24 protein-coding genes and 2 pseudogenes are annotated in these 24519 nt (G+C 46.8%); 20 read left to right on the plus strand and 6 right to left on the minus strand.

Annotation, left to right across the window (positions count from 1 at the left end; all coding sequences use genetic code 11):
* The first annotated feature begins 722 nt into the window (after nucleotides 1–722).
* Nucleotides 723–2092, plus strand: a pseudogene (locus QT987_RS30025) (IS4 family transposase).
* Nucleotides 2093–2918: 826 nt separating this feature from the next.
* Here QT987_RS30025 and QT987_RS22210 read toward each other — a convergent pair.
* The 5 genes and pseudogenes from QT987_RS22210 to QT987_RS22230 all read right to left on the minus strand — a co-directional run bounded on the left by QT987_RS22210 (nucleotide 2919) and on the right by QT987_RS22230 (nucleotide 9590).
* On the minus strand, nucleotides 2919–6461 hold the full coding sequence (locus QT987_RS22210) for an AAA family ATPase (protein WP_333244417.1): 3543 nt from the start codon (nucleotides 6459–6461) through the stop codon (nucleotides 2919–2921).
* Between the two features lie 363 nt (nucleotides 6462–6824).
* A complete protein-coding gene (locus QT987_RS22215) occupies nucleotides 6825–7142 on the minus strand; it encodes a ribbon-helix-helix domain-containing protein (protein WP_333244420.1) in 318 nt (105 codons plus the stop codon).
* A 317-nt stretch (nucleotides 7143–7459) separates the two neighbouring features.
* A pseudogene (locus tag QT987_RS22220) lies at nucleotides 7460–8114 on the minus strand (Uma2 family endonuclease).
* A 514-nt stretch (nucleotides 8115–8628) separates the two neighbouring features.
* Nucleotides 8629–8793 carry a hypothetical protein gene (locus tag QT987_RS22225; RefSeq protein WP_015179804.1) on the minus strand — a complete coding sequence of 55 codons (165 nt, stop codon included), beginning with the start codon at nucleotides 8791–8793 and terminating at the stop codon, nucleotides 8629–8631.
* Between the two features lie 530 nt (nucleotides 8794–9323).
* The gene (locus tag QT987_RS22230) at nucleotides 9324–9590 is read right to left on the minus strand and encodes a hypothetical protein (RefSeq protein WP_333244423.1); all 267 of its coding nucleotides are present in this window, start codon (nucleotides 9588–9590) and stop codon (nucleotides 9324–9326) included.
* A gap of 305 nt (nucleotides 9591–9895) precedes the next feature.
* Here QT987_RS22230 and QT987_RS22235 point away from each other — a divergent pair, with 305 nt between their 5' ends.
* The 18 genes from QT987_RS22235 to QT987_RS22320 all read left to right on the plus strand — a co-directional run bounded on the left by QT987_RS22235 (nucleotide 9896) and on the right by QT987_RS22320 (nucleotide 21309).
* Entirely contained in the window at nucleotides 9896–10483 is a 588-nt protein-coding gene (locus tag QT987_RS22235) for a hypothetical protein (RefSeq protein ID WP_333244426.1), read from the plus strand.
* Complete coding sequence (locus QT987_RS22240) at nucleotides 10480–10665, plus strand: hypothetical protein (RefSeq protein ID WP_333244429.1); 186 nt, start codon at nucleotides 10480–10482, stop codon at nucleotides 10663–10665. The genes QT987_RS22235 and QT987_RS22240 overlap by 4 nt, the downstream gene beginning before the upstream one ends.
* 108 nt (nucleotides 10666–10773) lie before the next feature.
* A complete protein-coding gene (locus QT987_RS22245) occupies nucleotides 10774–11112 on the plus strand; it encodes a hypothetical protein (RefSeq protein WP_333050759.1) in 339 nt (112 codons plus the stop codon).
* On the plus strand, nucleotides 11090–11686 hold the full coding sequence (locus QT987_RS22250) for a hypothetical protein (protein WP_333244432.1): 597 nt from the start codon (nucleotides 11090–11092) through the stop codon (nucleotides 11684–11686). Before QT987_RS22245 ends, QT987_RS22250 begins: the two co-directional genes overlap by 23 nt.
* Nucleotides 11687–12218: 532 nt before the next feature.
* Nucleotides 12219–12548, plus strand: a complete 330-nt coding sequence (locus tag QT987_RS22255) for a hypothetical protein (RefSeq protein WP_333244435.1) — start codon at nucleotides 12219–12221, stop codon at nucleotides 12546–12548.
* Between the two features lie 6 nt (nucleotides 12549–12554).
* Complete coding sequence (locus QT987_RS22260; RefSeq protein ID WP_333244438.1) at nucleotides 12555–12860, plus strand: hypothetical protein; 306 nt, start codon at nucleotides 12555–12557, stop codon at nucleotides 12858–12860.
* 45 nt (nucleotides 12861–12905) lie between these two features.
* Complete coding sequence (locus QT987_RS22265; protein ID WP_333244441.1) at nucleotides 12906–13268, plus strand: hypothetical protein; 363 nt, start codon at nucleotides 12906–12908, stop codon at nucleotides 13266–13268.
* Nucleotides 13269–13313: 45 nt separating this feature from the next.
* A complete protein-coding gene (locus QT987_RS22270) occupies nucleotides 13314–14111 on the plus strand; it encodes a hypothetical protein (RefSeq protein WP_333244444.1) in 798 nt (265 codons plus the stop codon).
* Nucleotides 14112–14113: 2 nt separating this feature from the next.
* The gene (locus tag QT987_RS22275; RefSeq protein WP_333244447.1) at nucleotides 14114–14590 is read left to right on the plus strand and encodes a hypothetical protein; all 477 of its coding nucleotides are present in this window, start codon (nucleotides 14114–14116) and stop codon (nucleotides 14588–14590) included.
* A complete protein-coding gene (locus QT987_RS22280; RefSeq protein WP_333244450.1) occupies nucleotides 14512–15210 on the plus strand; it encodes a hypothetical protein in 699 nt (232 codons plus the stop codon). The genes QT987_RS22275 and QT987_RS22280 overlap by 79 nt, the downstream gene beginning before the upstream one ends.
* A gap of 2 nt (nucleotides 15211–15212) precedes the next feature.
* Nucleotides 15213–16457, plus strand: coding sequence for a hypothetical protein (locus QT987_RS22285; RefSeq protein WP_333244453.1), 1245 nt, complete (start codon nucleotides 15213–15215; stop codon nucleotides 16455–16457).
* A 3-nt stretch (nucleotides 16458–16460) separates the two neighbouring features.
* Nucleotides 16461–16685, plus strand: coding sequence for a hypothetical protein (locus QT987_RS22290; protein ID WP_333244454.1), 225 nt, complete (start codon nucleotides 16461–16463; stop codon nucleotides 16683–16685).
* Complete coding sequence (locus QT987_RS22295) at nucleotides 16685–16978, plus strand: hypothetical protein (protein WP_333244457.1); 294 nt, start codon at nucleotides 16685–16687, stop codon at nucleotides 16976–16978. The genes QT987_RS22290 and QT987_RS22295 overlap by 1 nt, the downstream gene beginning before the upstream one ends.
* Before the next feature lie 168 nt (nucleotides 16979–17146).
* Nucleotides 17147–17755, plus strand: a complete 609-nt coding sequence (locus QT987_RS22300; protein WP_333244461.1) for a 3'-5' exonuclease — start codon at nucleotides 17147–17149, stop codon at nucleotides 17753–17755.
* Between the two features lie 91 nt (nucleotides 17756–17846).
* Complete coding sequence (locus tag QT987_RS22305; protein ID WP_333244464.1) at nucleotides 17847–19493, plus strand: RNA-binding domain-containing protein; 1647 nt, start codon at nucleotides 17847–17849, stop codon at nucleotides 19491–19493.
* A gap of 170 nt (nucleotides 19494–19663) precedes the next feature.
* Entirely contained in the window at nucleotides 19664–19849 is a 186-nt protein-coding gene (locus QT987_RS22310; protein WP_445299660.1) for a zinc ribbon domain-containing protein, read from the plus strand.
* 243 nt (nucleotides 19850–20092) lie between these two features.
* Nucleotides 20093–20878: a ParA family protein gene (locus QT987_RS22315; RefSeq protein WP_106331468.1), complete on the plus strand. Its 786-nt coding sequence runs from the start codon at nucleotides 20093–20095 to the stop codon at nucleotides 20876–20878.
* The gene (locus tag QT987_RS22320) at nucleotides 20875–21309 is read left to right on the plus strand and encodes a hypothetical protein (protein WP_333050349.1); all 435 of its coding nucleotides are present in this window, start codon (nucleotides 20875–20877) and stop codon (nucleotides 21307–21309) included. Before QT987_RS22315 ends, QT987_RS22320 begins: the two co-directional genes overlap by 4 nt.
* A 594-nt stretch (nucleotides 21310–21903) precedes the next feature.
* On the opposite strand, the gene QT987_RS22325 is transcribed toward QT987_RS22320, so the two are convergent.
* Nucleotides 21904–22854 (minus strand): tyrosine-type recombinase/integrase, encoded by a 951-nt coding sequence (locus QT987_RS22325; RefSeq protein WP_333244467.1) that lies wholly within the window; start codon nucleotides 22852–22854, stop codon nucleotides 21904–21906.
* 474 nt (nucleotides 22855–23328) lie between these two features.
* Between QT987_RS22325 and QT987_RS22330 the strand changes: the two genes are divergently transcribed.
* Entirely contained in the window at nucleotides 23329–24459 is a 1131-nt protein-coding gene (locus QT987_RS22330; RefSeq protein WP_333244470.1) for an RNA-guided endonuclease TnpB family protein, read from the plus strand.
* Nucleotides 24460–24519 lie beyond the last annotated feature (60 nt).

Consider the following 24519-nt stretch of genomic DNA (forward strand, 5'->3'; position numbering starts at 1 on the left):
AAAATCAAATAAGGAGTATGAGAAAATTGGCAACACAGCAGCCGTTATGTCAGCCTTGACAGTCGCATAAATTGCTGTTGTCGGACTCGCGCTTTGCAATCGGCTAAACAGTTGTTGTCCGAGCGAGTTTGAAAGTCGGATAAAAATTTACCGCCTGACTCGGTTTACAGTAGTCGCTCGACTTCCACCTATTAATGGCGGTTATAATTCATCACCTTATTAATACAGGCAGCAATCTCTAGGCGTAAAGAGCGATCGCTGATATATTCCAACAAAAACATAATTCGTAGTCCCTGTCCCATACCTTACTGCTCTTATTGAGGCATGGACGCTTCAGTAGCGACTCGCGAGTCGTTCCTTATTCCATATCAATAAGGTTTAAACTGCGGGTAAGCAGTACGCTCAATATTCATGAGGGTGTATTATTTTTTCTCTGCACACATTAGTCATGGTTTGTGATCACAAAAACATTGCTTGCTACTGACAGAGAACAGCCATAACTTGCCTCAACAGGCAAATGCACGCTCGACACAAAAAAGCAGTAATTTGACAGAAAAAGTCAGGCGTTTGCAGGATATTTTCAGGTAAATGCAGGTAAAGTGCACCCCCTGCAAATACCTGACTTTATACCAATGGCACTGAAAAAGTGAGCAAAAAAAAATCTGTAAGGCAAGATATACATAGATAATTGCCTTACAAACCAAAATATCTCTCTCCCGGCAATGCCAAATCGTGCGTGCATTCTCAAACAACAATTTTTGCAGAGCGTTGCCTCACCTTGGGAGAAGCTGCTGCCAGAAGAGTTAGTCCATTCGCTTCTAGCGAATGAGAAGATCACCTACTACCAAAGCATCTACACACCGATAGTCACCTTGTGGGCGATGATATCCCAGGTACTAGATCCCGACAAAAGTTTGAGTCAAGCCGTGAAGCCGATGAGTACGTGGTTGAGTGCGGCAGGAGTCAAGTCTCCTTCTTCTGATACCGGGGCATATAGTAAAGCGAGTTCGCGACTACCAGAAAAACTCGTTCAACAGTTAGTACCAATAGTCGCAGAAGCCCTAGAAAAGGAAGTTCCTCGCTTAACAACAATGGTGTGGACGACGGGTGCGGGTACTAGATGGGACAACAGTGTTGATGAATGATACTGCTGCTAATCAAGCCGAGTATCCGCAACACAGTAATCAAAAAGCTGGGTGTGGATGAACCATCGCTAAAATAGTGGTACTCTTTTCATTACTAACAGGGGCTGTGGTATCCGCTGGCATAGCTTCCGAAAGGGAGCAGTGAGATTGTGATGAGCCGTTTGATTTATGCAAATTTAGTCCCCGACGATGTGATATTGGCAGATCGAGCTTATGGTAATTATGTTGATTTAGTTTTAGTGAAACAGCAAGGAGCAGATGCTGTTTTCCGTAAAAATCATCTCCGTAAAACTGACTTTAGACGGGGAAAAAAGTTGGGAATTGGCGACCACAAAGTCGTGTGGAATAAGCCACAACAGTGTCCCAACCACATGACTCTTGAGGAATTCGAGGCATTGCCGTCTAGTTTCATCGTCCGGGAAGTATGCTTACGAATTAAACGCCGCGGCTTCAGAGATGAGCGTATCATTGTAGTGACAACATTGGTAGATGCCAAGCGGTACACTGTTGAAAAATTGACTTCTTTATATGGATTACGTTGGTCGGCAGCCGAAGTCAATTTACGCTATCTCAAAACCACGTTAAAAATGGAGATGTTAACAGCTAAAACTCCGGTGATGGTGAGAAAAGAAATCTGGACACACTTATTAGCCTACACTTTACTACGTACCATTATGTGGCAGGCTGTATCTTCGTCAAAAAATACAGTTTTTCAACTCTCATTCCAATCAACTAGGCAGCAGTTTAATCTGTTATTGACGCTGTTGGCAACTACAGGAAAACGCCAACAGCGACAATGGCGTCAATTACTTTTGGAACAGGTGGCAACTAATTTACTCACGATTCGACCTGAGCGTTCTGAACCTAGAGTTTTGAAACGCAGGCCGAAACCGTATCCTCGAATGCAGGAACCTCGCTCTGTCTTGAAAGCTAAACGGAGGGCGTGATTAAGCCTTTTTCAGTGCCATTGGACTTTATACTGCACTTGCCTGACTTTATACTGCAAACGCCTGACTTTATACTGCAAATCCCTGACTTTAGCTGACGCAACAATTAGCTAATTTTTTACCGTTTTTAACAAAATCCGAATTGATTTAATAGTCAAGTTACGATACCTAAGTTGAATTAAAAATCAATTTAAGCAAGTGCGAAAAATTTGGCAACACAGTAGCCGTTATCTAAATTGAATAAAAAATCAATTTGAGCAAGTGCGAAAAATTTGGCAGCGTAGCAGCCGTTATGTCAGCCTTGACAGTCGCATAAATTGCTGTTGTCGGACTCGCGCTTTGCAATCGGCTAAACAGTTGTTGTCCGAGCGAGTTTGAAAGTCGGGTAAGCACTATGCTCAATATTGATGGGGGTGGATTATTTTTCTCTGCACGCAGTAGTCATGGTTTGTGATCACAAAAATATTGCTTGCTAGCAAAACTAAACAGCCATAACCAGCCTCAACAAGCAAAGGCACGAACAGCACAAAAAAGCAGTAATTTGACCGAAAAAGTCAGACGGAAAGCAGGATATTTTCCGGTAAATACAGGTAAAGTGCAGCCCCTGCAAATACCTGCTTTCCGCCTGATTTTATACTGCAAATGCCTGACTTTATACTGCAAATGCCTGACTTGAGGGCACACAAAAATTAGCTACTTTTTTGGTGGCGAGTTCGATCGATGGTGCGGCTGGCGAAAAAATAAGTCCGGTGGAATTCCGAAAAAGTTTTCATGGGAGTAACTCAAGTATTTTGGGTGAATCGGTGAGGGGTATGGTCAGCACTAACTAAAAACCGCAGTCAGGAGAATCTATCAAGCCCTCCCCGTGCTTCATGCGCCACAATTCATCAAGCCTCACGCCCACAACAGAATCCTCACCCTCAAGCCATCGCCCGATCACCTCTCGGCTGTATTTAGTCCCCGGTGCTTTCCAGCCAAACATCTGACTTATCAAATTTTGAAGCTGACCCGAATAAAATTCATCCCACCAAATTGATGCAATTTCTCGCAACTTTTCGGCATCGGCGGGGGCGATAATTTCTGGATCTGGCGCGGGCTGTGGGGGTTCTGGTTCCTGTGAGTTGTCGGAAAGTACAATCGGCTTCACCGTCAGTTCGGAGAATATCGCTCGCTCCGATTTGGTCAAAGCGACCCAAACTTTTTCACGGTTTGCAGCTCCGCTGCCACAAACTTTTCTAAGGACTGGCACAATGTCGGCGACCGTTTGCCGTGCAATTTCAGCATCAGGTTCTGCTGTTGCTATCCGAATCATCTCCACCAGATTGAGCTCGTCTTCGTTCAGCTCGGCTTCCGGTTCGGTAGGCGCGATCGGCGGGACTGGCTGTGCTATTGGTTCTGTTGGTTCGACTTTCAAATCTGAAACTAAGTAACGCCCGTTAAGGTTGAATTGTTTGGTAGGTTTACCTTCAAGGACTGAAATCTCGCGGTCAAGCTCAATCCGGCACAGCCCCTCGCTCCACACCTTAACTACGGTGGCCTGCTCGTCTATATATTCTTGAGTTGGATACTGAACCGAAACCTTTACTCGCTCGCCGACATTCCAATTCACCATCGGGGCGATCGGCGGCTCTGTTGGTTCGGTTGGCTCTGTTGGTTTGGATTCTAGAGGGGCGATCAGAACTTGCTCAGATGGTTGAGGCTCGTTACAGACGGAAACGCATTTTACCTCCCCCCTCCCTTGTGACAGTGGTAAGAAGCTATCTATCTCTGAAATCCTGTCCTCACAATCATTTGCAGTAGATAGCATCTCAGATTCAACTGTCACAGTGCTATCTATTGCTATGTATCTGCTATCTATCTTGCTATCTATCTGAAAACCTTGCTCTATATGGTTTTCAGACTCATAGATAGCAATTGGTAGTGAGATAGGGGGGGGAGGGGGGGGAGGAGCTTTTACACTCGAAAATTCAACCTGACAATTGGGCAAAGAATATAGGGTATATCGTTTGTTATGCGGTGCTGGTGTCGCACTAATAACTTTTTTGCCAACCATTCGGTTAAGTTCGGAGTAAACCGAAGCACGCTTTTCCGTTAGTTCTGTTAGCTCAATAATTTCTGGGCCAGGTAACGGTTTGTTATGTTTTTCGAGGGTTCGCAAGATTCGTTCTCGGATCGTCTCTCTTTGCTGTGCTGCGGAGGCTTCCTCTCCTGCTAGTCCGTGACAGATCCAAGAATTATTTTCGAGATTTAGCTCAATGTCCAGTGTTTGACCTTCTGCATCTCTTGGGAAGCACGAGAAAATACGCTTTGGGTCTTTGGGGTCGATGATCAGTTTTTTTGAGTTGTTAGGGTCTTTCTTTGGAATGTGGTCAACTTGCCAAACACCCCAAACGCTACCAGCAATCGCACTAGAACCGCGCAACCTGTCAACGCCTAGCGCATCGGCATTTTTGTTACTGTGATGGATTAGAACGCCAGCGGCACCGTAACGAGTAAAAAGTTCTTTGAGGGCGTAGATATTATCGGAAAACTCAGCAGAATTTTCCGATACGGCACTACCTTTGCAAATACGCTTGAGGCTGTCAATAATAACTACATCCGGGCGGTAATCTTCCAAGAAAGTCTCAAGTTTTGCTGTTTGGGTGATATCCCATTGGGGCAAGACTTTTATGTTGTCGTTATCCTGCTGTCGGAATCCCCGCTTTAGCAGCTTTGACCGTGTGCTATTTAGCGACTCATCGACTGACACCAACAGGACTTTGCCCACCTTGATATTTTGTCCCAAGAATTTTTCTTCGCCAGTAGCCGTGCAAAAAGCAAGGTCTACTGCTAGCAAGGATTTCCCTGCTTTTGGACAAGCGCTCAAAATCACCGTTTCCCCACATGGCAGAAGCTCGGGGATAACCCATTGCAAACCTTCGGACTGAAGGTTAAAAACCTCACTTAAGCTCCATAGCCGGGACTCTGGTGTGGTAGTGCGTTCTTTCATCTGCACTATATTCCGCTCGATCACCGCCCGTTGAAGTTGGTATTTAGGCGCAATCTGAGCTATTCTCCAGTCCCGTTCTACAGGATCGGCAATCGCCATGATATAGAGCAATTCAGATTTGTATCGTTGCAAATCTAAATCTTTTTTGATAGGGCGGATGATTTTGTGTTCCCAATCATAAGAATTCATACCTATGATTGCTCGCAACTCTTCTAACTCTAGATTGGCTGCTAATTCGGTGCTGTTGGCTTTGAGGATTTCTTGCGCCAGGGCCGCAGCTTCTTTGAGTGAAATCTTTTTGATGTCCGGGGTGTCATCATCCTCAAGGTGGTCTAGCTCGATCGCCCGCGCTGACTCGGCCGCTTGTCTGTGAATTTCCTCTTCTAATCGCCGAATGAGTTCGTCTGCGTCCATATTGTCCAAAATTTCCTTAATATCCCCTTTATCTGGGATATCAGGGTATATGGCAACTGGGTCAATTACAATGCAGGGGAATTGCAGGTGATCGCACACGGATTTAATTAACTCTGCTTTTTTAATCCCCGGGACATCGTTGTCTCTCAATACGACAAGCGTGACATTTTTGCCTGTTGCCCGTAGCGCTTCAACTACCGCCACTACCTGAGCTTCAGTCCAGTTGCTCCCCTGAAATGTCAAGCCTACGATGCCGTGCAATCGGGCAAGTTCAACATTCGGCTCCCCTTCTAGTTCCAAAACTGCGACAGCTTCGTTAACGCCCAAATCCTCCAGAGTTTCTGTCACTTCGTCAATTCGATACGCCGACCAAGCTGCATCGCCCTTAGTCCAATGTTCCTTGCCGTCGCTATCGATGTGGCTCTGCCGATAGGTTTTGTCGTGTCCTTTAGGGTTATTTTCGTCAGGCCACTCAATCCGATATGCCTTTTTACCATTGCCGTAGGAATAGGCAGTTTCGTTAACAATTTCGCGGGGGACGGATACCTTACTTTGAACTATCCGCCACAACTCATTAGAAATTGACTGAGGTTGCGGACAGTCCAAAACCGGTGTTGTCAGTCGCAGCAGCTTCAATCCTGCGGGAATTGAGACGGGTTTTGGCTTGCTGATGCGCTTGGTGGGACGGCGACCGCTAACTTGCCTTCTGTAACTTTTATTGGTTTCTGATGCAGTTTTGTCTTTGAAAATATAGATGCCACAGCGATTGTCAGAGCTTGACCCGTCAAAGTGCCACTCGTCAGGCTGATTGCTCTTGATGTGGTCAAAGTTTTGATGGCACAAAACCATCTTTCCGTCGTGGCTAATGCGGCAGTCTCCGTCTTTAGTCCGTCCACAGACCGGGCAAGGATTGGACTTGCTGCTGTTGAGGAGTTTTTGAGTTGAGCCGATGAAGTTCGCAACCATTACGCTGCACCCCCGATCGCTTCAAAGGTAGGTGCAAAAACTTTACTAAACTTGGTCAAGCATTGACTAAACTTGCAAAAGTCGGGTAAAATTGAGTTACAGCCCTTGTTTGAAGACTTTTTAACTCTATGGGTAGTGTCAGAATTCTGGGAAGGTGCAATCGAACCGCTACAGACAGTCTCAATCGGCAAAGTAATGCCAAAAAGGCGCTTTATTTTTTTTTGGAGGCGTGGCATGATGGGAATAGTCGGCGCTCTTATTAGGATGCCGATCTGATATGGGGTTAACTTTTGTCATCTCCCTGCTAAGTTCGATGGACAAAAGTGTGGCCTATTTTAGATAACAAAAGAAGCGCTGGAAGCCTTATGCTGCTAGCGCTTCTTCGTGTTGAAATTGCTTTTTGGCGTCGGATTCTAAGTGTCGGTCGAGATGACCGAGGTAAATCCATAAAGCCTCTTCAACAAACACCGAGCGCGACACTTCAAGAGATGCAGAATACTCGTTTAGCGCTTGGATTAACTCTGGCGAGAGAGCGAAAGAGCATCGCAATTTCTGAGACGATGGCAACATAAAACTTTTCCCAACTTCAACTACTCGGATTATAGCGTGTAACCCTTGCCAGCGCGATCGAAAGGGAACTAGCTCGATCGAATCGGCTTCTCTCAAAAGACTGCATAGCAATCGAATTTTCCTAAGTTTCTGTAAGAATTCTTAAAAGCTACTCAAGAAAAACTTACAGCTACTCAATATATCGTATGAAGTAACGAAAGCACGCGCGGGAAGTTCAAGCGAATGCTGGAATTTGGCAGTTAAAGCATTACTTGTTTACAGTAAGTTCTGAGATTTGGTAAGAATATAGTGAAAAAGTTAAGAAGCTGATTGCTTTCAACATCCCCCGCGCTTGAGCGGTAAACGCTCCTCTGTACCAACCATTCCCAAATCTGAGAATTAAACCTCTTCTCAAAAATCATCACCTCTTCGCGATCGCCCCAGTCTTTCTAGCTCAGTTCGGCTGGTGGCACGCCGGCGCGAAAAATCTGTTCAGCCGTCAACCTCAATTCTGGGAAAGCTAGCGACTCAATCAGATCGTCCCCCCTAAACTGTGTGACCTGGTACTCTCCATCTACCAACTGGCAAACCGAGAGTGTGGGTTGTTTGGGAGTGCCGATGAACTTGCGACCGCCCAATCCGAGATAGTCCACAATCCAGTATTCAGGAATGCCCATCTCTTCATAGTCAGCGAATTTGAGATGGTAATCGTCCCGCCAGTTCGTGCTGACGACCTCTACAGCCAGTCGTACCGAAGACCCCCGGAGTGATGATTGATTCTTTTTCCCAGCGGGGCTCGGAAGCAAATGCAGTTTGGTTTAGGACGATGGTATCTGGCTGGTAGCCAGCTTCGTTGCGGATGGGCTTGAGCAGGCAGTCACCGGGGATGGAGTAAGGCAATTGCAGTCGCCTGATTTCAAAATTGATTTCGCCCCAGATAAAGCCTGTAACGTTGGAATGGTTGCCGGTTCCTAAAGGCATTTCAACAATAACTCCGTGGTGTAGTTCGTAGCGGCGAATAGAGTTCTCTGGATACCAGGCTGCGAACTCATCAAATGTGACTGTTTTTGGGATTGTTTGGGGGATTGTTTGGGTTTGGATCATGATTCTCCTGTGCCTCAAGTCTTCTAGTTCAGTCCAGTTTTCCGCAAGGGCCTCAAGGGACTCCCGATAAGTCAGACCAAAGAACCCTCGCTTTTCATCTGATGTCTGCTGTTGTACTTCAAAAGCATCCCTGAACCGAGAGTCCAGTCCTTTTTGGGCAAATGTCTCTTGAAGTACGATCGCTCGTTTGTTACCTTGCACCGCCTCAACCATTATTAGTGCAGTGAGGTCTTTGAGGTTGATAGTTTGAACCTGCTTTTGCCTCTCTAGTCCCCGGTTCTTTGGGGATGACAACAATGTCACCCGTAAAACCTAGGTCTTGTAGAGCTTTTAGCTTATGTGAAGCCCCAGAACGTAACCTGCTAAACCAGTGTTTTGCGTGGCCTAATAACACTAACGCGCTGGCTATCTCAGCTCGAATTTCTCCATCTGGCATCATGTACACGTCAATTGACAAGGTGTCGCTTAACTGGATGGTGGTGTTTATGGCTATAGCTGATTGAGTCACTAAGTTTTACTCTCCTGCTAACGGTAGCGCGTTAATCCTTGCTTGTCCTCTAAGTTGTTCTCCCGCTGGTTCTATCTCAGAAATCTGAGGAGTATAACCGTCGCCCGCTAAAGCTTTGAATGCCTTAGAGCGCAAAAATCTGAGACGTTCTGAACTTTCAAGCCAACACATTCGGCCGCCTGTGTTTGGCTCATTCGATAGGAGCCATTCGGCAACATGAACCCATCGACTGCGAGGGAGCCTATCTGCACAAGGGCGCGGACAGCTCTAACTGATGATTCGGTCACTGAGTTTTACTCCAATGCTTGACATTAACTAGACAGTTGTCTATTTCATTGGTCTTCCACCCTACTTACCGATGGTTGTGCAACCTGTTAAACATCCGGGCTGCAAGGCTTATAGCCTATGGAGGGCATTCTTAGTGCAACCTGTTAAACCAACCGTTTTCGTAGCTCCAATTTTGAAATGCCTTCAGTCTCTCCCAGTAAGCGTTTGAGGGTCTTTGAATCCAAAAAGTTTGAAACGCCGGGTCGTACCTAAAACCTTTGTCAGCTAAAGCTTTTAGCTTATTTGTTGGTTTTGACGGTAGCGCCAAAGTTTCTCCATTACTAGACATCCGCTAGACATTAACTAGCTTCTTTGCTTCCTTTGCCCTGCTTGCTTTTGGTAGCCCAAGAGGGGAAACTCCGACAGGCAATTCCTCAGCCGCTAGCGTTGAACGTATTGCTTTCTGCCGTTTTTGGGATAGAAGCCTCCTGTTCTTGCTGATCTTTCAACTCAAAATACTCATTTATCAAGTCTTCTAGACCTTGGCTGTTGTCCACACCACGTTCAAGGCAAAACATTTTAAACCGTTTATATAGGCTTTTTGGTATGTGACCCCGAAGGGCGGCGTAACCTGGGTCTTCTTTTTTTGCTGGCACGGTAGCTAAAACTAAACTTCGCAACTTCTCTCTCCATTGTTTCATAAGGCTCCGACGCGGTTTGGGTTGCAACTTATTCGTAGTGCGAAGTTGCTACTTTGCAACTTATAGATTATACTAACACTCATAGACGCACGCAGAGCCAGCCAAGAGCGTAAAACGGTCATCCGTAAACTCTGGCAAGGGAATGCCCGCGCACTAACTCAAAAGCGCCTTAAATCCAATGCCCGCAACACTTTCGCAGATTGGCGTTCGTGGGCCGACAAAAAAACCAAACCAAACCCCGCCCCCTATGACTGGAAATCTTCTGGGGCGGGGTACGGCACTCACATTAATGAGGTTTTTCAATCATGACACAAATACCGATACCGATAACGGTTGAGGTGTCCGCTGCTGCTGTAACGCCAAAGGTGACGAGCGCTTCTTTGTACCCTTCGTTGTTGGCATCCGTGGACGCGATGGCAGAACCCGCTCTTTGGGTTTTGATGGAAGCGGCCGTTTATTCGCTGCGCCAAAGGGACACGCTCACCCGCTCTATTAAAGAGTGCGGTACTGTTGAATGTTTTGGCGATAAATGGCCGCAAGATTTTGATTTCTTGCCCAGTGAATCCGAAGCCATCGCCTTAGTAGAAGCAATAGCCGACCAATTCTCCCGCCGCCAACTCCACACCTGTTGGCAATCGCTGCTGAGCACTTGCAACCGCATCCAAAAGCTTGCCCTGATTGAAGCGATAACTTACGCCCAACACTATTCATCGACGGTACTCCAAGCGCTCTCTCAATGCGAACTATCGGATTTGTTTGAAGATTCCTTGGAACACTTGGACGTTTGGCTCTCCGAACCCGAAGCGCTGCGCCTAATTCGCTTACTCTCCGGTTCCCTGTTGGCTTCATCGGAAGCTGCACCCTCTCCAGGTGACGGGAGGGACGAGCGATGAAAGCACTCAAAAGCCATCAATTCAAGTGGAGCGTTACCGTCACCCGCAAGTACAATCCACCCCGCCAGATTATAGTGTTCGGGCGATCGGCAGCAGAAGCACTCCAAGGAGCCGTATCTTCTGCACGCGAAGTCTGGGGTATCTGGGATGCCAAATCATTTAGCACGCCCGAAAGGAAATAATTTTTTTTGATTCTTCGTTAGCTACTTCGGGCGACTCCGAAAACAGCTAACGAAAGAATCAGAATTTCGGGTGATGTAGCTAACAAGTAGCCAATCAAATGCCAGAAAATGCCAACACCTAAAAAGCCTGTAGACGTAGCTGTTTTTAACAGCCGGTGCGGTCAATGGAACCATCGCAATTACTTCAGAGCAGAGGTAAGGGTAATTCTAGGTAAAGGGGGAAAACCGATGCCGGAAGCTACTTTCAAAACCAGACTCGCCCTTTTAGAAGCAGAATGCCCTGAGTTTCAGAGACAACCTTACCGCCGAACATTTTCTCAATTTCATTTGAACTGCTTGCTAACCCTAGAAACTTGGATTCTTGAAGCCAACCGCTGCATTGCCACTGTTCGAGAACGATTAGCACAAGAAGGATTACCCACCCATGAATACCGAACCGACAATTGACCGCCGCGACATCAAAACCAAATGGGGACTCAACAAAGTTTCTGACGTAACCAACGCTCGCAAAGCTTTAGGACAGCCCGATTGGCAAAACTCTCTTTTGAACCCTGATGACAGCGCAGAAATCGACCTTTATTTCGAGTTGGTACTGAATCAGCGAATTGCACCGCCTTTGGCACTCAAACAAGTAGTGGGAACTCGGAACGGACGCGGTGAATATTGCAATGACATCGACTCAGAAGCGATCGCCAGCGACCAAAAGCGGGATGCTGAAGAAGAGAAAAGCGGAGCGATACAAGCCATTGAGGGAATGACTCGCGAAGCATCCTTGGGGATGGCCGATGTTGCGGTCGCCGTTAGCGACCAAATGCTAGATGCTTTTAAGATTTCTCTCAGCGCCCATCTGACAGGTGGATTGACCGAGCTCGCATCCCAAATTCGAGGTAATTTTGGCGTCCTGAGCGATGCCGTAAAGGCAGCCCCTTTGGACTTGAGGGATGCCCATCTACCCGCCCCAAAGCCTGTTTTACCAACCAAGCCAGTACCGCAGCGGAGGATTTCACCAGGACTCTGGTAAACGCTTACCGAGATTTGGGGGAAGCCCTAGCTTTAAGGCAGGCTCAAAGGGAAAAGGTGCTCCTGAATCTCATTTTTTTCCTGAGCCTGCAACGGGGGAGGCAACCTAAAAAACCTGGCATTATATTGCCTGCCAATCGCAATTACGCTGAAGAAACAATCGTGCTAATGAGGTTTGTCTAATGCTGGAAAGTTACGGTTTTATTGAGTTGTATTTAGTGTGTCCTGGATTGAAATTGTGGCGGGTCGTTAAGTCTAAGCTGGCTACAATTAGCCAAGTGAGCGAAGTAGCAGTATTGGTAGGAGGATGCGCTTGAAAATCAGAGAAGTCTTGGCAACAGTTAAACACTGTAATTCAGGATGGCAAGAACAAAAACTGGTACACATCCTGTTTACTGACCGGGATGAAAAGTACCAGTTACTGAAGCCGTACTGTGTGGAATATGGCAAAAATGTCATCTTTAGCAAGACAGATAACGAGATTCTGTTACCGGATTGAGCAAGGCGCAAACATAGAGCTAAGGAGTACAGCGATGTTAGTCCACATCTGCAAAAAAGAGGTTTTGTTGTGGCACGAAGAGCAGTACGTATTTGTGTACGCTCCCGACAACAAATGTCTGGCATTCTGTCAAATCAAAGACCTCGACTTATATAGCAATCGCTGCGATGCGCTGTACAACATTATTGAGAGCGATGTTTACTTAGAAGCGGTAGACGAAAATAAAAATCTTTGCCAGCCCAAAGAGAAATATTTTCCCCCTGATTGTGTAGGGCCCAGAGAATGCCCTTATCCCGGAGTTTGTTACCGCTTCGAGACAGATCAGCAAGATTATGAATGTGATGGATATGAATCAGCAGGATAGGAAAATATGAACGCATACAAGGATTATCAAAGATTGCTGCCTCCAGCGACTCTTACCGAAGAAGATGAGTTCTACGCCGAATGCAACACCAATGGAATCAACCTGGTAGATCGGGTGAATGGCAAACCAGTTTACGTTTATCCCTACTGGATAGATAGACCCAACTGCAATTGGCACAGTCCTCCAGAACCGGAAAATGAAGATTACTTCATGCACTATGAGGATGAACATGAGGATGAAAATGAGGAGGGTGACGAGCGAGATAAAGCAAACAGAACTGGTTTTATTGAGAGATTAAAGAGATTGTGGTAACGATACAAACACCAAACTTAAGTTTTTGTAGGACGGAAATGACCCATGCCCATTAACCGCAGCCAAATCACTGACAATATCCTTCACACGCTTGCTTTTATCAAGTCGAAACTAGCAACACCGCGAGTACCAAAAGCACCAGCGCCAGCACCGCAATACGGACAAGTGCCACTGCCATTACCGCTACCCCAACTAGGAGATACCACCAAACTAATTGTGCTGTTTCTTGTTGCTTCAATCACAACTGCTTTGATGCTACCCAGGGTAATTGGTGGCATCAAAGTATCGACTGCTCGACCTGCCATCACAATGAATTTAGGCAACCAAAAAACAGTTAACCGAATATTTTGGGTGTTGGTGAGTGCAGCAGCAATCGCAGCGATTACCGAGAAAGATTGGCGCAAGTAGGAGAAAGTGATGATATGTGATTGGCTATGAAATATCGAGGAGAAAATGATGAGTGCAATTGTTAAATATACAGGCGGTGGAGCCATAGCACCAGCCCTAGTCGGCAAAGTCAAAGCATTTGATAGCGCGCCTGAAATGTTGACTTCCTTTCAGGGATACTACGGTTTTGACCCATCAGCGTTTGCGGGGATGTCCGAGGAAGAATTGGGAGCATTCGTAGATTCAGTTGAAGAAATCAAGTTTCTCATTGACAACCTCGACAAGTTAGAAAAACACGTCAACGACTATATTGACGGCGTTGTCAAATACAACGAGTTTGTAGCCCGATGCGTCAAAGCTGGTGCTAAGGGCATGGAGAAGATCGATCGAGCCACGCTCGACGTGTTCTTGGCATGGAAAGGTTGGCAGGCCAATACTAAAAAACTGGCCAAAGATTCGGATGTTGGCGTCAGACTTCTCGACCAAGAAGTTATCGATTACGGTGATTTAGCGGAATACGACCTTCAGATTTCGCTTCAGATTGTGGCTAACAGATTAGTCCGCCAAAAAGAAGCGCTATCCCAAAAACCAGACACAGAAGCAACAAACTATGCGGAGCGACAAGCAGCTCAACAGGCAAAAAGCGAAGAGAGAAATAGGATAAAAGACTTGTTCGCTTACGGTACTCGTGGGAAATACGGTTTGTCATCATCGAATAGCAAACAATTAAGTCCTGCTACCAATAACGCTACCAATAACGCTACCAATAACGCTAGTAATAGTGCTACCAATAACGCTAACAAGGCAAGCGGTTGGCTAAAAATATGGGGCGGTAAAGCCTTTGACTTTTTCTCTGGGAAGTAGCCATGCAGTTACCACCATTTCTCATCCCCAAACCTCAAAATCCTCCTGTTGCTCCACCTTCACAGCAACCGCAACTCCCCGACTTAGAAGAATCAGACCAATTGAGGTTTCTCAAAAACTTAAACAGCTTCTGCGGTCAAGGATTCTGGTTTGCGGTTGGGCTATCCATCGCTCACGTTTCGAGGATTCTCAGTGCTCCTGTAATGCTCGTCGCAGTGATTTTAGTAGCCGGGTTCCTGTTTGTAGTAAAACCAAAAAACCCAACCTCTTATTTACTATCCATGAGGCGGATTAGCGGGTTAGTGGTGGTTGTCGCCACTATTGCTGCATTTTGGGATGCGGCGTGGCTATTGGCAAATGCGCCTTTAAGTGTAGGCTTTGGCTTTGGGTTAACAAGAGTGTGGCAGCTTGGCGCGATTGTCGGTTTGTCGGTAGCGCTGATGAAGTTGGTCGCATTGGGGAGGAGGTGGATGAGGTGAAAAGCGCGATCGCTCTTTTGATTGTGGGTATTGGATGTAGCGGGTTGAGCTTGTTCGGGTACTTCGACAAACACGTCAGCTACTGCAATAAAGCTACAAACCCCTGTACGCCTGTTGTGGTAACGGGTTCCCAGCATCCCAACAATGCCAAGTTTGTGAGTATACACCAAGGCTGGGGGTTGCTGCGTACTGCATCTGGTGTAATTGGTGCGATGAGCTTTGGCGCGGGTTATTTCACATCAGGTGCAGCATCAATGAAGCAGCAAAAGATAGATGAATCCATTGCCCTGGAAGAAGCTCGACAGAAACAGTTAGAGGCAACTACCAGCGACATTTTGGATGAGGAAGAAATTCAAAAAACAGCGATTGCTGCTGACTTGAGAGTGAAGGACTTCAAACGCGAACTCTACGACGGCTACAACACAATCTATTTAGAGAAGAATCCCGAACTGCTGGATGCTCTAACCACCACCACTCCCCAATCTTTGCCCCAATCTTTGCCCAACCCAATGGAATCAAAGTCCCAGGAGGTCGAAAATGTGGAACTTCCATCAAAGATAGCATCCGCACCAAATAACAATCAATTATTAGGCGTAGAACTGCCAATAACTCCCAATTAGGAGTGAAATTCTTTGATTGGAAGCAGTTTAGGGACACTCCTGAGATGTTTCCTCACATTAGAGGAGTTGCAGCTACCCGATGCGGAAAAACCACGCTATTTGATTGGCTGATGGATGTGATGCCATCCCAAAAGAAGTCGGTAATTACGGTCAAACGGTGGCCGCATCAATGGATTGGCTTGGATGTAATCGGAGTGCCTGAAAATTACAAAGCTATCCGCTCCTCTTTGGAAGCACTGCAAGGTGAAAGAGTGCGGCGTACAGCATTAATGGCAAAGGGGATTGATTCACCCATTTGGAATGTAGCTGTGGATGAATGGAAAGCAATTTCGCGTAATGTGAGAGCGATTGTCGATCGCAAAACCAAACAGATTATTGCTCTTAGCGCCAAGCAAATTATGGGTGAAATGATTACTTTAGCCAGGGAAACCAACATCCGCATCTTTGCTTTAGCGCAGGGTAGGCAAGTTGTAACTTGGGGATTGGAGGGAGAATCAGATTTAGCGGAGTGTTTCTGTAGCATTTACATGGGCAAGTTCGCAGTAGAAGAATGTGAAAGTTATCGCAACAAATTCCCCAAGGATTCCGAGCAATACGCCAAATACCAACAAGTGCGAGATTACTTGGAATCGCTGGGGAATCGGGCTGCGTGGATTAGCTGCGAGTTAGGAGAATTCCCCGCTGTTGTACCCGACTTGAGTCAATGGAAACGAGAACTTCCTCACCAGCCATCCAAAACAGAAACTTCCGCAAATACTGAAACAACTCAAGCAACTGAGTTGGCTACCAATCAAGAATCAGAAGACTCTCAAGAACTATGGGAACTAGCCAAGAAGCGGCTCCTAGAATCTTGGCAAAGTGATGAAGTTACGGCACGGGAAGATACTGCTACTTCACCTCCTCATGAAGCGGACAAAGTAGGAGATGAAGCGAGTGAAGTGTTGCAGGATAAGGATTCTAGCACTGCTTCCCTACTTCCTGAACCAGAGCGCTCGAAGGCGTTGGCGAGGGTGATGGCACTTTTAAACAAGCGGGGAAGCAGTGAAGTAGAGCAAGTTAGTGAAGCGATCGCCCTTATTCCCACTCATCCCGACAAAGCACTTTGGTTGAGCTTAAAAATCCTCAAGTTAGGAGTTACTGCAACGAGTAGAGATGTGTTCGGCTGCGGTACAGGAGGTAAAGGATTCCAGAAAGCGAAAGATTGGTACGGTTTACTTGAATCAACATTTGGAAAAATAGTGGAGTAGCCTATGAAATTCCCTTGGCAAAAACCAGACCACAAAGACCAGCTTATCGAAACCTACCGCAAAGCCTTATCAGCTTACGCAGACCCCGCGAATTGGAGTGATGTTAGCTGTTACGGACACCTGAAACCGAGGAGGTGGAAAGGTGGTGGAGATGGTGCAGATTTGGCACTTCAAGCTTTACAACACACAGGGTACAGTTCCGCTAAAAAGTTAACTAAGGAGAATTGATGATGAAGATTACAGGAAAGAATGGAAAACCCCTCTACGGTGCTGCCAGAGAAGCTGTTCTTAGGAAACAGAGCCGAACTAATTGGCACAATGAAGAAGAAGTAGCGATACTCTTTCAGTCCCTTGACGAACGCATAGTGCAATTGGAAAGTCGGCAAAGGCAAGCTCCCCTGGCTATTGTTGTGGCGTTAATCATTGGATGTGCTTTTGGAAGCATCGTTAAGCCTAACTTAGCAGCCATCGTAGTGGGTGCTAGTGCAGCCGGATTAGTGCTAGCAATTCGTAGACAATAATACTCATGGCATGAGATAATTAATGCGTCATTTAGTTTTGCAGCGGATGGCTCATCTCCCAGGAAACTGGGGGTTTTCTACTTTTCTGATACTACCCATTGTAGCTGATTCTAAAAAGCTAATCTTACAGCTCAAGCTTACAACACAAGAATCAATCGAGCAGCAAATATGGAGCTAACCAAATACAGTTGGTGGGGCAATCCCAACGAGCCACCAGAACACCTAAAAACTAAAAAGCAATTGGGTGAATTGGGTTTATCGCCTCTGAAACCTTCAGGCGTTATCCCGACCCAAAAATACGACGTGTTCCTCTACGATATCCACAATCCTGAATGCTGCCGACCCAAAAGAAAACCCACTCCCAAACAATTAGAAACTCTAGCCGCTAATCGCCTCAAAGCTAAAATCAAACGGGATTACCGGGAATGGTATCGAGAAGTAGGTTTCATAGAAAGAGATAGGGTGAATGCCGTTCTTTGGGCAAGAGAACAATTAAGCCAGAACGATTGGGTGATTCTGGATACTGAAACTACGGGGCTCGTGCGTGCTGAGATTGTAGAGATAGCAATTATCAATCATCTCGGTGAAATGTTGCTGAATACGCTCATCAAACCCACAGTTCCCATCCCCGCAGAAGCAGCCTATCTTCACGGCATTAGCGATGCAATGGTAGCCGATGCTCCGAGTTTCCCCGAAGTCTATCCCCGCATTGTTGAAGTCCTTAAATATAAACGAGTATTTCCTGTGTTTCTAACTGTATTTGTTTTATACAGTTAGGAGGAAGCCGTCCTATAAGGACGGGGCTTTAGACCCAATTTTGCCGTAAAATTGTAAATGCCGTCTGGTCGCCCCTATTTTATATTGTTAAATGAATCGCACGATTCCCGAACAAGAATCCCTCACCGTCGAGTTTAAGAGCGATCGCACTCGCCTGCCAGACAAAGACCTAATTGAAACCGTCGTCTGCCTTGCCAATACCGACGGCGGCTTCATTTACCTCGGCGTTGAAGATGACGGTCAAATAACAGGTTTGCACCCCCAACACCAAAACCTGTCCACCCTAGCAGCCATGATTGGCAACCGCACCAACCCCCCAGTCAGCGTGCGCGTTACAGCCTTGCTAGAAGCAGGCCAAACCATTGCCTGCATAGAAGTCCCTAAATCACCCCGTATCGTCGCCACATCTGACGGACTCCTGCAACGCCGCCGCCTGCAAGTAGACGGAACACCCCAATGCGTTCCCTTTTATCCCTACGAATTTGCCACTCGCCAGTCAGACTTAGGCGTTCTCGATTACTCCTCATTACCCATCACCGGATCGTCTGTCGCCGACTTCGACCCCCTGGAACGCGAACGCCTGCGACAATTAATAGAGCGATATGGGGGCGATCGCACTCTGCTATCCTTAACTGATGAAGAACTAGACGGCGCTTTAGGTTTCGTGCGTTCTACGGATGGAATTCGCTTCCCCACCGTCACCGGACTGCTGATTTTAGGACGAGAAAGCGCCCTCCGCGAACACTTACCCACCCACGAAGTCGCCTTTCAAGTCCTCGAAGGCACCCAAGTGCGAGTCAATGATTTTTACCGCACCCCCCTACTAAAACTGTTTGAGCGAGTCATGGAACAGTTCGAGGTGCGCGTTGAAGAAGATGAAGTGCAAATCGGTTTATTTCGCGTCCCCGTTCCCAACTACGATCGCCGCGCCTTTCGCGAAGCCTCAGTCAATGCCCTCATCCACCGAGATTACACTAAATTGGGAGCCGTTCACATCCGCTGGGAAGATTACGGAATTACCATCAGCAACCCAGGGGGTTTTGTTGAAGGTGTCAGTTTAGATAACTTGCTAGTCGTAGAACCCCGACCGAGAAACCCCTTCCTAGCCGATGCCATTAAACGCATCGGACTCGCCGAACGAACTGGGCGCGGTGTAGATTTAATCTATCAGGGGTTATTGCGCTACGGAAGATCCGCCCCTGATTATCGAAGCACAAACTCTCATTCAGTTGCCGTCAGACTGCCAGGGGGGGAAGCCGACTTAGGACTGTTGCGCGTAGTGATTGAAGAGGAAAATCGCAGTCATTGCCCACTCCCCGTTGACTCTTTAATCGCGATCGGACAATTGCGACAAGAAAGACGGTTAGACACGGCTACTCTCGCCCGTGCCATTCAGCGAGATGAAGCGATCGCCCGCAGCGTGTTAGAACGATTAGTTGAAGCTGGTTTGGTAGAAGCGCGTGGCGTCAAAAAAGGACGCACCTACACCCTTAGCCCCTTAGTTTACCGAGAACTGGGACAATCCGCTGATTACGTTCGGCAAGCTGGCTTTGAACCCATTCAGCAAGAGCAAATGGTGCTTCAATATGTAAGGACTCACGGCAGAATTACCAGAAAAGAAGCTGTGGAACTTTGTCGTATCAGCGAAGACCAAGCTAGTCGCCTGCTGCGGAAGTTGACTGATGCCAACCAGTTGAAATTAGAGGGTCAAGGCCGCGCGTCATATTATGTTTTATAGCGAGAAAACACGCGGCGCGCCTTTTAAACACGCGCCGCGCCTTTTTAAACACGCGCCGCGCCTTTTAAACACGCACCGCGCCTTTTAAACACGCGCCGCGCCTTTTAAACACGCGCCACGCCTTACTATGACATGAGTTTAGTCAAAAAAATCCTCTTCAAAAACAAGCGATCACCGTTCCCACGCGCGACACAAGCCAGAACTGCTCAAATTGCGGGCATAACGTGGCAAAAACATTGAGTACCAGAACTCATAAATGTTCTCACTGTGGATACGTAGCAGACAAGAATGAAAACGCGGCGATTAACATTTTGCGTAAAGCAACTACGGTCGGGCAGACCGGAAGTAACGCTTGACTGAGTTGGAACCTCTCGGTGGCTACCCCTCTACGCTACTTGGGGTAACTCTGGTATGGTAAGGACTGCGCTCACTTGCTAATTTTAGTAAGTGAGCTTTTAGTCATTTTATAAAATTAGCTTTATTGTAAAGATTGAATTAGTAAAATAATAAAATTAGCTTTTTAGTAATTTAGATATTGACTATTTTCGTTTTTTAGATGACGATATATATAGAAAACCCCATCCCATGTCCCTAAAGCCATGATCGCAGTCGCCATCGCGTCCCTGTCCGGGGGGCAGGGCAAGACAACCGCATCTCTATTCCTGAGCCGCCTCCTAGCCAGCCGGGGCTATCCCACACTGGCTATCGACGCCGACCCCCAACACAACCTGACCACCTACCTGGGGCTAGAACTGCAACCCAACCAGCCCACCTTGCTGGAAGTTCTCAAAAAATCCGTGCCCATCGAAGACGGCATCTATCCAGTCGAAGGTAGCGACAACTTGTTTCTAATTCCCTCCGACGACGGACTAGACGCCGCCGCCGACTACCTATCCAGCAGCGGTGTCGGCGCTACCCTATTGCTGCGCCGCCTCGAACCTGTTGCCGAAGCCTTCAAATTTTGTATCATTGACGCACCCCCGCAGCGCTCGCAGATTTGCTTAACCGCAATCGGTGCCGCCGACACCGTAATCGTACCCGCCGAAGCTTCCGTCAAAGGCTACGGTTCCCTAGTGCGGACACTCGACTTGCTCAACTCCATGAGAGATGTCAAAGCAACCAACGCTACCGTACTAGGAGTGCTGCCCTTCCGCGACCGCTGGATTGGCAACACTCAAACCCTAGAAAGCCGCCTTGCCGTAGAAGGAATGAAAGACGAAGTTGAAAACGAATTAATTCTCCCTTCAATCCGAGAATCCGAACAGTACAAAAAAGCCATTAACAAACGCCAAACTCTCAGCGAATTAGGACATCCCGACTTAGAATATCCCTTTGAAATTCTGCTCGCCAAAATCGAGTCTCTTTTACAACAAAAAGTACAATGAGTGACAGCATCCTCGACCAAATTCGCTCCAACCGCAAGCGAACAGTTGTTCCAAGCCGAGAAGATACTTTAATCGCCCCCAAACAGGAGAGCGAACAAATTACCCAACAGTCAACTCCGGCGAACGAACCTTCAAAAGAAACCACGGGTGACAATTCAACCTTAGAGGAATTAAAAGCCGAACTCGCGAAAATTCCGCCAACTCGCCGCCATTCTGCTGTTGTTTTAGATGCCGAAATAGATGCTAATTTGACGAGATTTTGCAAAGAAAAAGGAGTGACTGTAGAAGTATTTTTAGAAGCTGCATGGCTGCAAGCAGTAGCTTCATCTGAGCTGATGGAAAAAATCTTGGTAGAAGCTAAGTGCCGCTACGATTCAAGAAAACTTGCTGGAAAGCTGAGGCGGCTGATTACAATGCTATCCGGGCGCTGATAGGGAGTAAATCTTAATCGCTGATTCTCTGGACTACTTAGGACTTTTAGGGAGTAACTGCTTCGCGTGACGAGCTCCATCGGTTGTGTTACCATCAAAACTAATCAAACATTAAAAGAACGAATTTTTGATGGTGAGTGTTGCCCCTATTCCTGGGATAGTTGCATAAGTAGGTAGGCGGGATTAAACCGAATAATGTAACAGTATGTAAATAGGCTTAAGTCAGCCAGTAGAGAGCATTTGGACACTTTACATCGTTTACATAGTTGCGTTTTAAAGCGCCGACTTACTTAAATCCTAAATAAATTGCCACAGCAATTTCCAGGTTTATGGAGTACGGTTGCAAGGGTTTGTCAACCATTTTGGTAAGTGCCTTTGGTAAGTGCTTGGGATTAAGGTGTACTCTATTTGCCTGGAATCTGCTGTATAAGTTTCATCCAAACCTCACGGGATGCGTGAAACTCAGAAGACACAAAGCGTGCTGAGAGGGAACCGACTCGGAGGATTTTAATCCCCGTTGTATTTTCAGGATATAGCAGTCCTAGATGTCTGTCTTATCCACTTTGTATCAATCTTATGTAGTTCTCTCAAGCCCTAAAATTCCAAATGCTGCACGGCCCGCCGCTTAGTTTCCTCCCCACGCCTGTCATATTTTGCCGTAGTTACCGGAGAAGCATGACCCGCCAACTTTTGCACCGTCACAATATCCACCCCAGCATCAAGGAGGTCCGAGCAAAACGTGCGCCGGAAGTCGTGGGGACTAAAAGACTCCACCCCAGCGAGAAACGCCCGCCGCTGCACAATCTTCAACACACCATCCTCCGTCATCCGCCGACGCTGAATTTCTCCTCCCTTCCGAATCGGGTACAACAGAGGCCCAGTCGCCTCTCCCCTCAACTCCAGCCACTCGGACACCAAAACGCAAGCAGACTCCGGGAGATAAACCGTCCTGTCTTTCTTGCCCTTACCCTCCCGGACGAACAGCGCTCCCGTGGATAGGTTGAAATCTCGCTTCAAGAGATTGACCGCTTCAGAGCGACGGATGCCGCCCCCTCGCAAGATAGCAATCAGCGCCGAGTCCCTAACATCAATAGGGGTCTTACCAGAGCAACTTTCCATCAATGCAGCAATCTCACAGAGCGTTAGCGCCCGCCCCCTAACCTTTCCCGATTGCTTGACACTCCTGACATCCACCGCTTTACTGTAATCTATTGGGTCGATTAAATCCAACCGCAGAGCTTCCTTCAACACCCGCCGCAGGGCGCACAGCATTTGGTTCACCGTCGCGGGGGCGTACTTTTTCTCAAGGACCGAGCGCAGAGCCGCCGTATGTCTGTAGCGCAATGCCGCCCAATTCAAAGTCATTGCGTCACACTCCCCACCTGTCAGCATTCGGGCCATGATATTGAGTCCTTCTCTCATGGTTGCCTTTGACCGCTCGCTCCCCAAACTGTCGAGGTACACTGCTGCTGGGTGCTGAGTCAGGGGTACCGGACAGGGCAGATTCAATGTTTCCGGCTGTTGCTCTCCAATTCGGTTGAGCATTTACTCTTTCAAAGTGGTATTATAAATACTAAATTTTACGCCTTTAACGGCGCAAAATATCGATCGATTTGGCTCCTCCCTCGGAGAGCCCTCGCCGTCTGGGAACGGACTCGTGTGTTTGCTCCTGTTCGTAGAAGAAGAACACCTTTATGCAGCTTTAGTCTGTTTTTTTGGGCTACTTGCTGTGGAATCGCCTGATATTGCTTTATAGCTGGTGGGTGGGAGAGTTATGCGAAGTGGGGGGAATTTTTGGGGAGTGCGATCGCCAATGGCTGTAATGATATGATGGCGGAATGGCAATCAATACTGCTCGGTTAAGCATTTTCGTGGGTATGATATGTCCGAAGAAGATATCTTTCACCAAAAAACTGGGTCTGAAGCCTCGTCCTTTTAGGACGGCTTTAATTCTCTTCAATATTATCGATTATATCAATAATACATGGTATGATCAAGCAAGTCAAATAGCAAAAAATAATGAAAGCAAGGTATCAGTACAGGATATATCCAACCGACCAACAACGACAGAGCTTAGCTCAATTGTTTGGCTGTGTTCGAGTAGCCTGGAACGATGCTCTTGCACTTTGCAAGCAATCAGAGAGAAAGCCTAAATCAGCAGAACTCCAGAAAATAGTAATTACTCAAGCCAAGCAATCCGAAGAAAGAGCTTGGTTAAGTGAAGTGTCTGTAGTTCCTTTGCAACAATCTGTAGCTGATCTAGAGACAGCTTTTAAGAACTTTTTCGACTCCTGTAAAGGCAAGCGAAAAGGACGTAAAGCTGGGTATCCCAAGTTCAAGAAGAGGACTAACAATCAATCTGCCAGATTTACTCTTCGCGGTTTTTCCATGAAAGAGGACGGTGGTGTCTATTTAGCCAAGATTGGAATTGTTAATCCAATATGGTCTAGAAGTCTTCCGTCTGAACCTAGCTCTGTTACGGTAATCAAGGACTGTGCAAACCGCTATTTTCTGAGTTTTGTTGTAGAGGTTGAACCAATTCAATCCGAAGCCAAAAGTCCAAGTATCGGGATTGATTTGGGAATTAAAACTTTGGCAGTAATGAGCAACGGTGAAAAAGCCGAAAGCCCTAGCTATAAAAAGTTAGACCGAAAAGTTCGTAAGCTACAACGCAAATTAGCTCGTCAACCAAAAGACTCCAAAAGAAGAAATGTAACTCGAATCAAGATCGCCAAGCTGCATAATCGAATTGCCGATACTCGCAAAGATTTCCTCCACAAACTGTCAACTAAAATAGTCAACGAAAACCAAGTGATTGTTTTGGAAGATTTGAATGTATCCGGGATGGTGAAGAACCGGAAACTTTCGAGGGCGATTAGCCAACAAGGATGGAGAGAATTTAGAACTCTTTGTGAAGCTAAATCTGAGAAATTTGGCAGAGAATTTAAGGTAATTAGTCGATGGGAACCAACGAGTCAAGTCTGTTCAGACTGTGGTTTTAAATGGGGAAAGATTGATTTGTCTATCCGCTCAGTGCTTTGTCTAAGTTGTGGCACTGAGCAAGATAGAGATGAAAATGCTGCTAGAAATATAGAGAAAGTCGGGATGGGGAATCGCCACGACTCTAAACGGGGTGCGACTCGTTTCTAGGTGAATCAATAACCTAGAGTCCTTACATCGCCTGGGTTTCAACCCTAAATAAAGTAAGGA

The organism is Microcoleus sp. SVA1B4 (assembly GCF_036700545.1).
In the GTDB taxonomy this organism is placed as follows: domain Bacteria; phylum Cyanobacteriota; class Cyanobacteriia; order Cyanobacteriales; family Microcoleaceae; genus Microcoleus.

Bases quoted from the DNA above. Each gene is read 5' to 3' on its own strand.
- QT987_RS22305 (WP_333244464.1), top strand. From the start codon at position 17,847: ATGAATCGCACGATTCCCGAACAAGAATCCCTCACCGTCGAGTTTAAG.
- QT987_RS22295 (WP_333244457.1), top strand. From the start codon at position 16,685: ATGATGAAGATTACAGGAAAGAATGGAAAACCCCTCTACGGTGCTGCC.
- QT987_RS22315 (WP_106331468.1), top strand. From the start codon at position 20,093: ATGATCGCAGTCGCCATCGCGTCCCTGTCCGGGGGGCAGGGCAAGACA.
- QT987_RS22275 (WP_333244447.1), top strand. From the start codon at position 14,114: ATGCAGTTACCACCATTTCTCATCCCCAAACCTCAAAATCCTCCTGTT.
- QT987_RS22240 (WP_333244429.1), top strand. From the start codon at position 10,480: ATGAAAGCACTCAAAAGCCATCAATTCAAGTGGAGCGTTACCGTCACC.
- QT987_RS22320 (WP_333050349.1), top strand. From the start codon at position 20,875: ATGAGTGACAGCATCCTCGACCAAATTCGCTCCAACCGCAAGCGAACA.
- QT987_RS22265 (WP_333244441.1), top strand. From the start codon at position 12,906: ATGCCCATTAACCGCAGCCAAATCACTGACAATATCCTTCACACGCTT.
- QT987_RS22245 (WP_333050759.1), top strand. From the start codon at position 10,774: ATGCCAACACCTAAAAAGCCTGTAGACGTAGCTGTTTTTAACAGCCGG.
- QT987_RS22255 (WP_333244435.1), top strand. From the start codon at position 12,219: ATGTTAGTCCACATCTGCAAAAAAGAGGTTTTGTTGTGGCACGAAGAG.
- QT987_RS22235 (WP_333244426.1), top strand. From the start codon at position 9,896: ATGACACAAATACCGATACCGATAACGGTTGAGGTGTCCGCTGCTGCT.
- QT987_RS22290 (WP_333244454.1), top strand. From the start codon at position 16,461: ATGAAATTCCCTTGGCAAAAACCAGACCACAAAGACCAGCTTATCGAA.
- QT987_RS22250 (WP_333244432.1), top strand. From the start codon at position 11,090: ATGAATACCGAACCGACAATTGACCGCCGCGACATCAAAACCAAATGG.
- QT987_RS22300 (WP_333244461.1), top strand. From the start codon at position 17,147: ATGGAGCTAACCAAATACAGTTGGTGGGGCAATCCCAACGAGCCACCA.
- QT987_RS22330 (WP_333244470.1), top strand. From the start codon at position 23,329: ATGAAAGCAAGGTATCAGTACAGGATATATCCAACCGACCAACAACGA.
- QT987_RS22210 (WP_333244417.1), bottom strand. From the start codon at position 6,461: ATGGTTGCGAACTTCATCGGCTCAACTCAAAAACTCCTCAACAGCAGC.
- QT987_RS22225 (WP_015179804.1), bottom strand. From the start codon at position 8,793: ATGTGTTGGCTTGAAAGTTCAGAACGTCTCAGATTTTTGCGCTCTAAG.
- QT987_RS22270 (WP_333244444.1), top strand. From the start codon at position 13,314: ATGATGAGTGCAATTGTTAAATATACAGGCGGTGGAGCCATAGCACCA.
- QT987_RS22325 (WP_333244467.1), bottom strand. From the start codon at position 22,854: ATGCTCAACCGAATTGGAGAGCAACAGCCGGAAACATTGAATCTGCCC.
- QT987_RS22260 (WP_333244438.1), top strand. From the start codon at position 12,555: ATGAACGCATACAAGGATTATCAAAGATTGCTGCCTCCAGCGACTCTT.
- QT987_RS22230 (WP_333244423.1), bottom strand. From the start codon at position 9,590: ATGAAACAATGGAGAGAGAAGTTGCGAAGTTTAGTTTTAGCTACCGTG.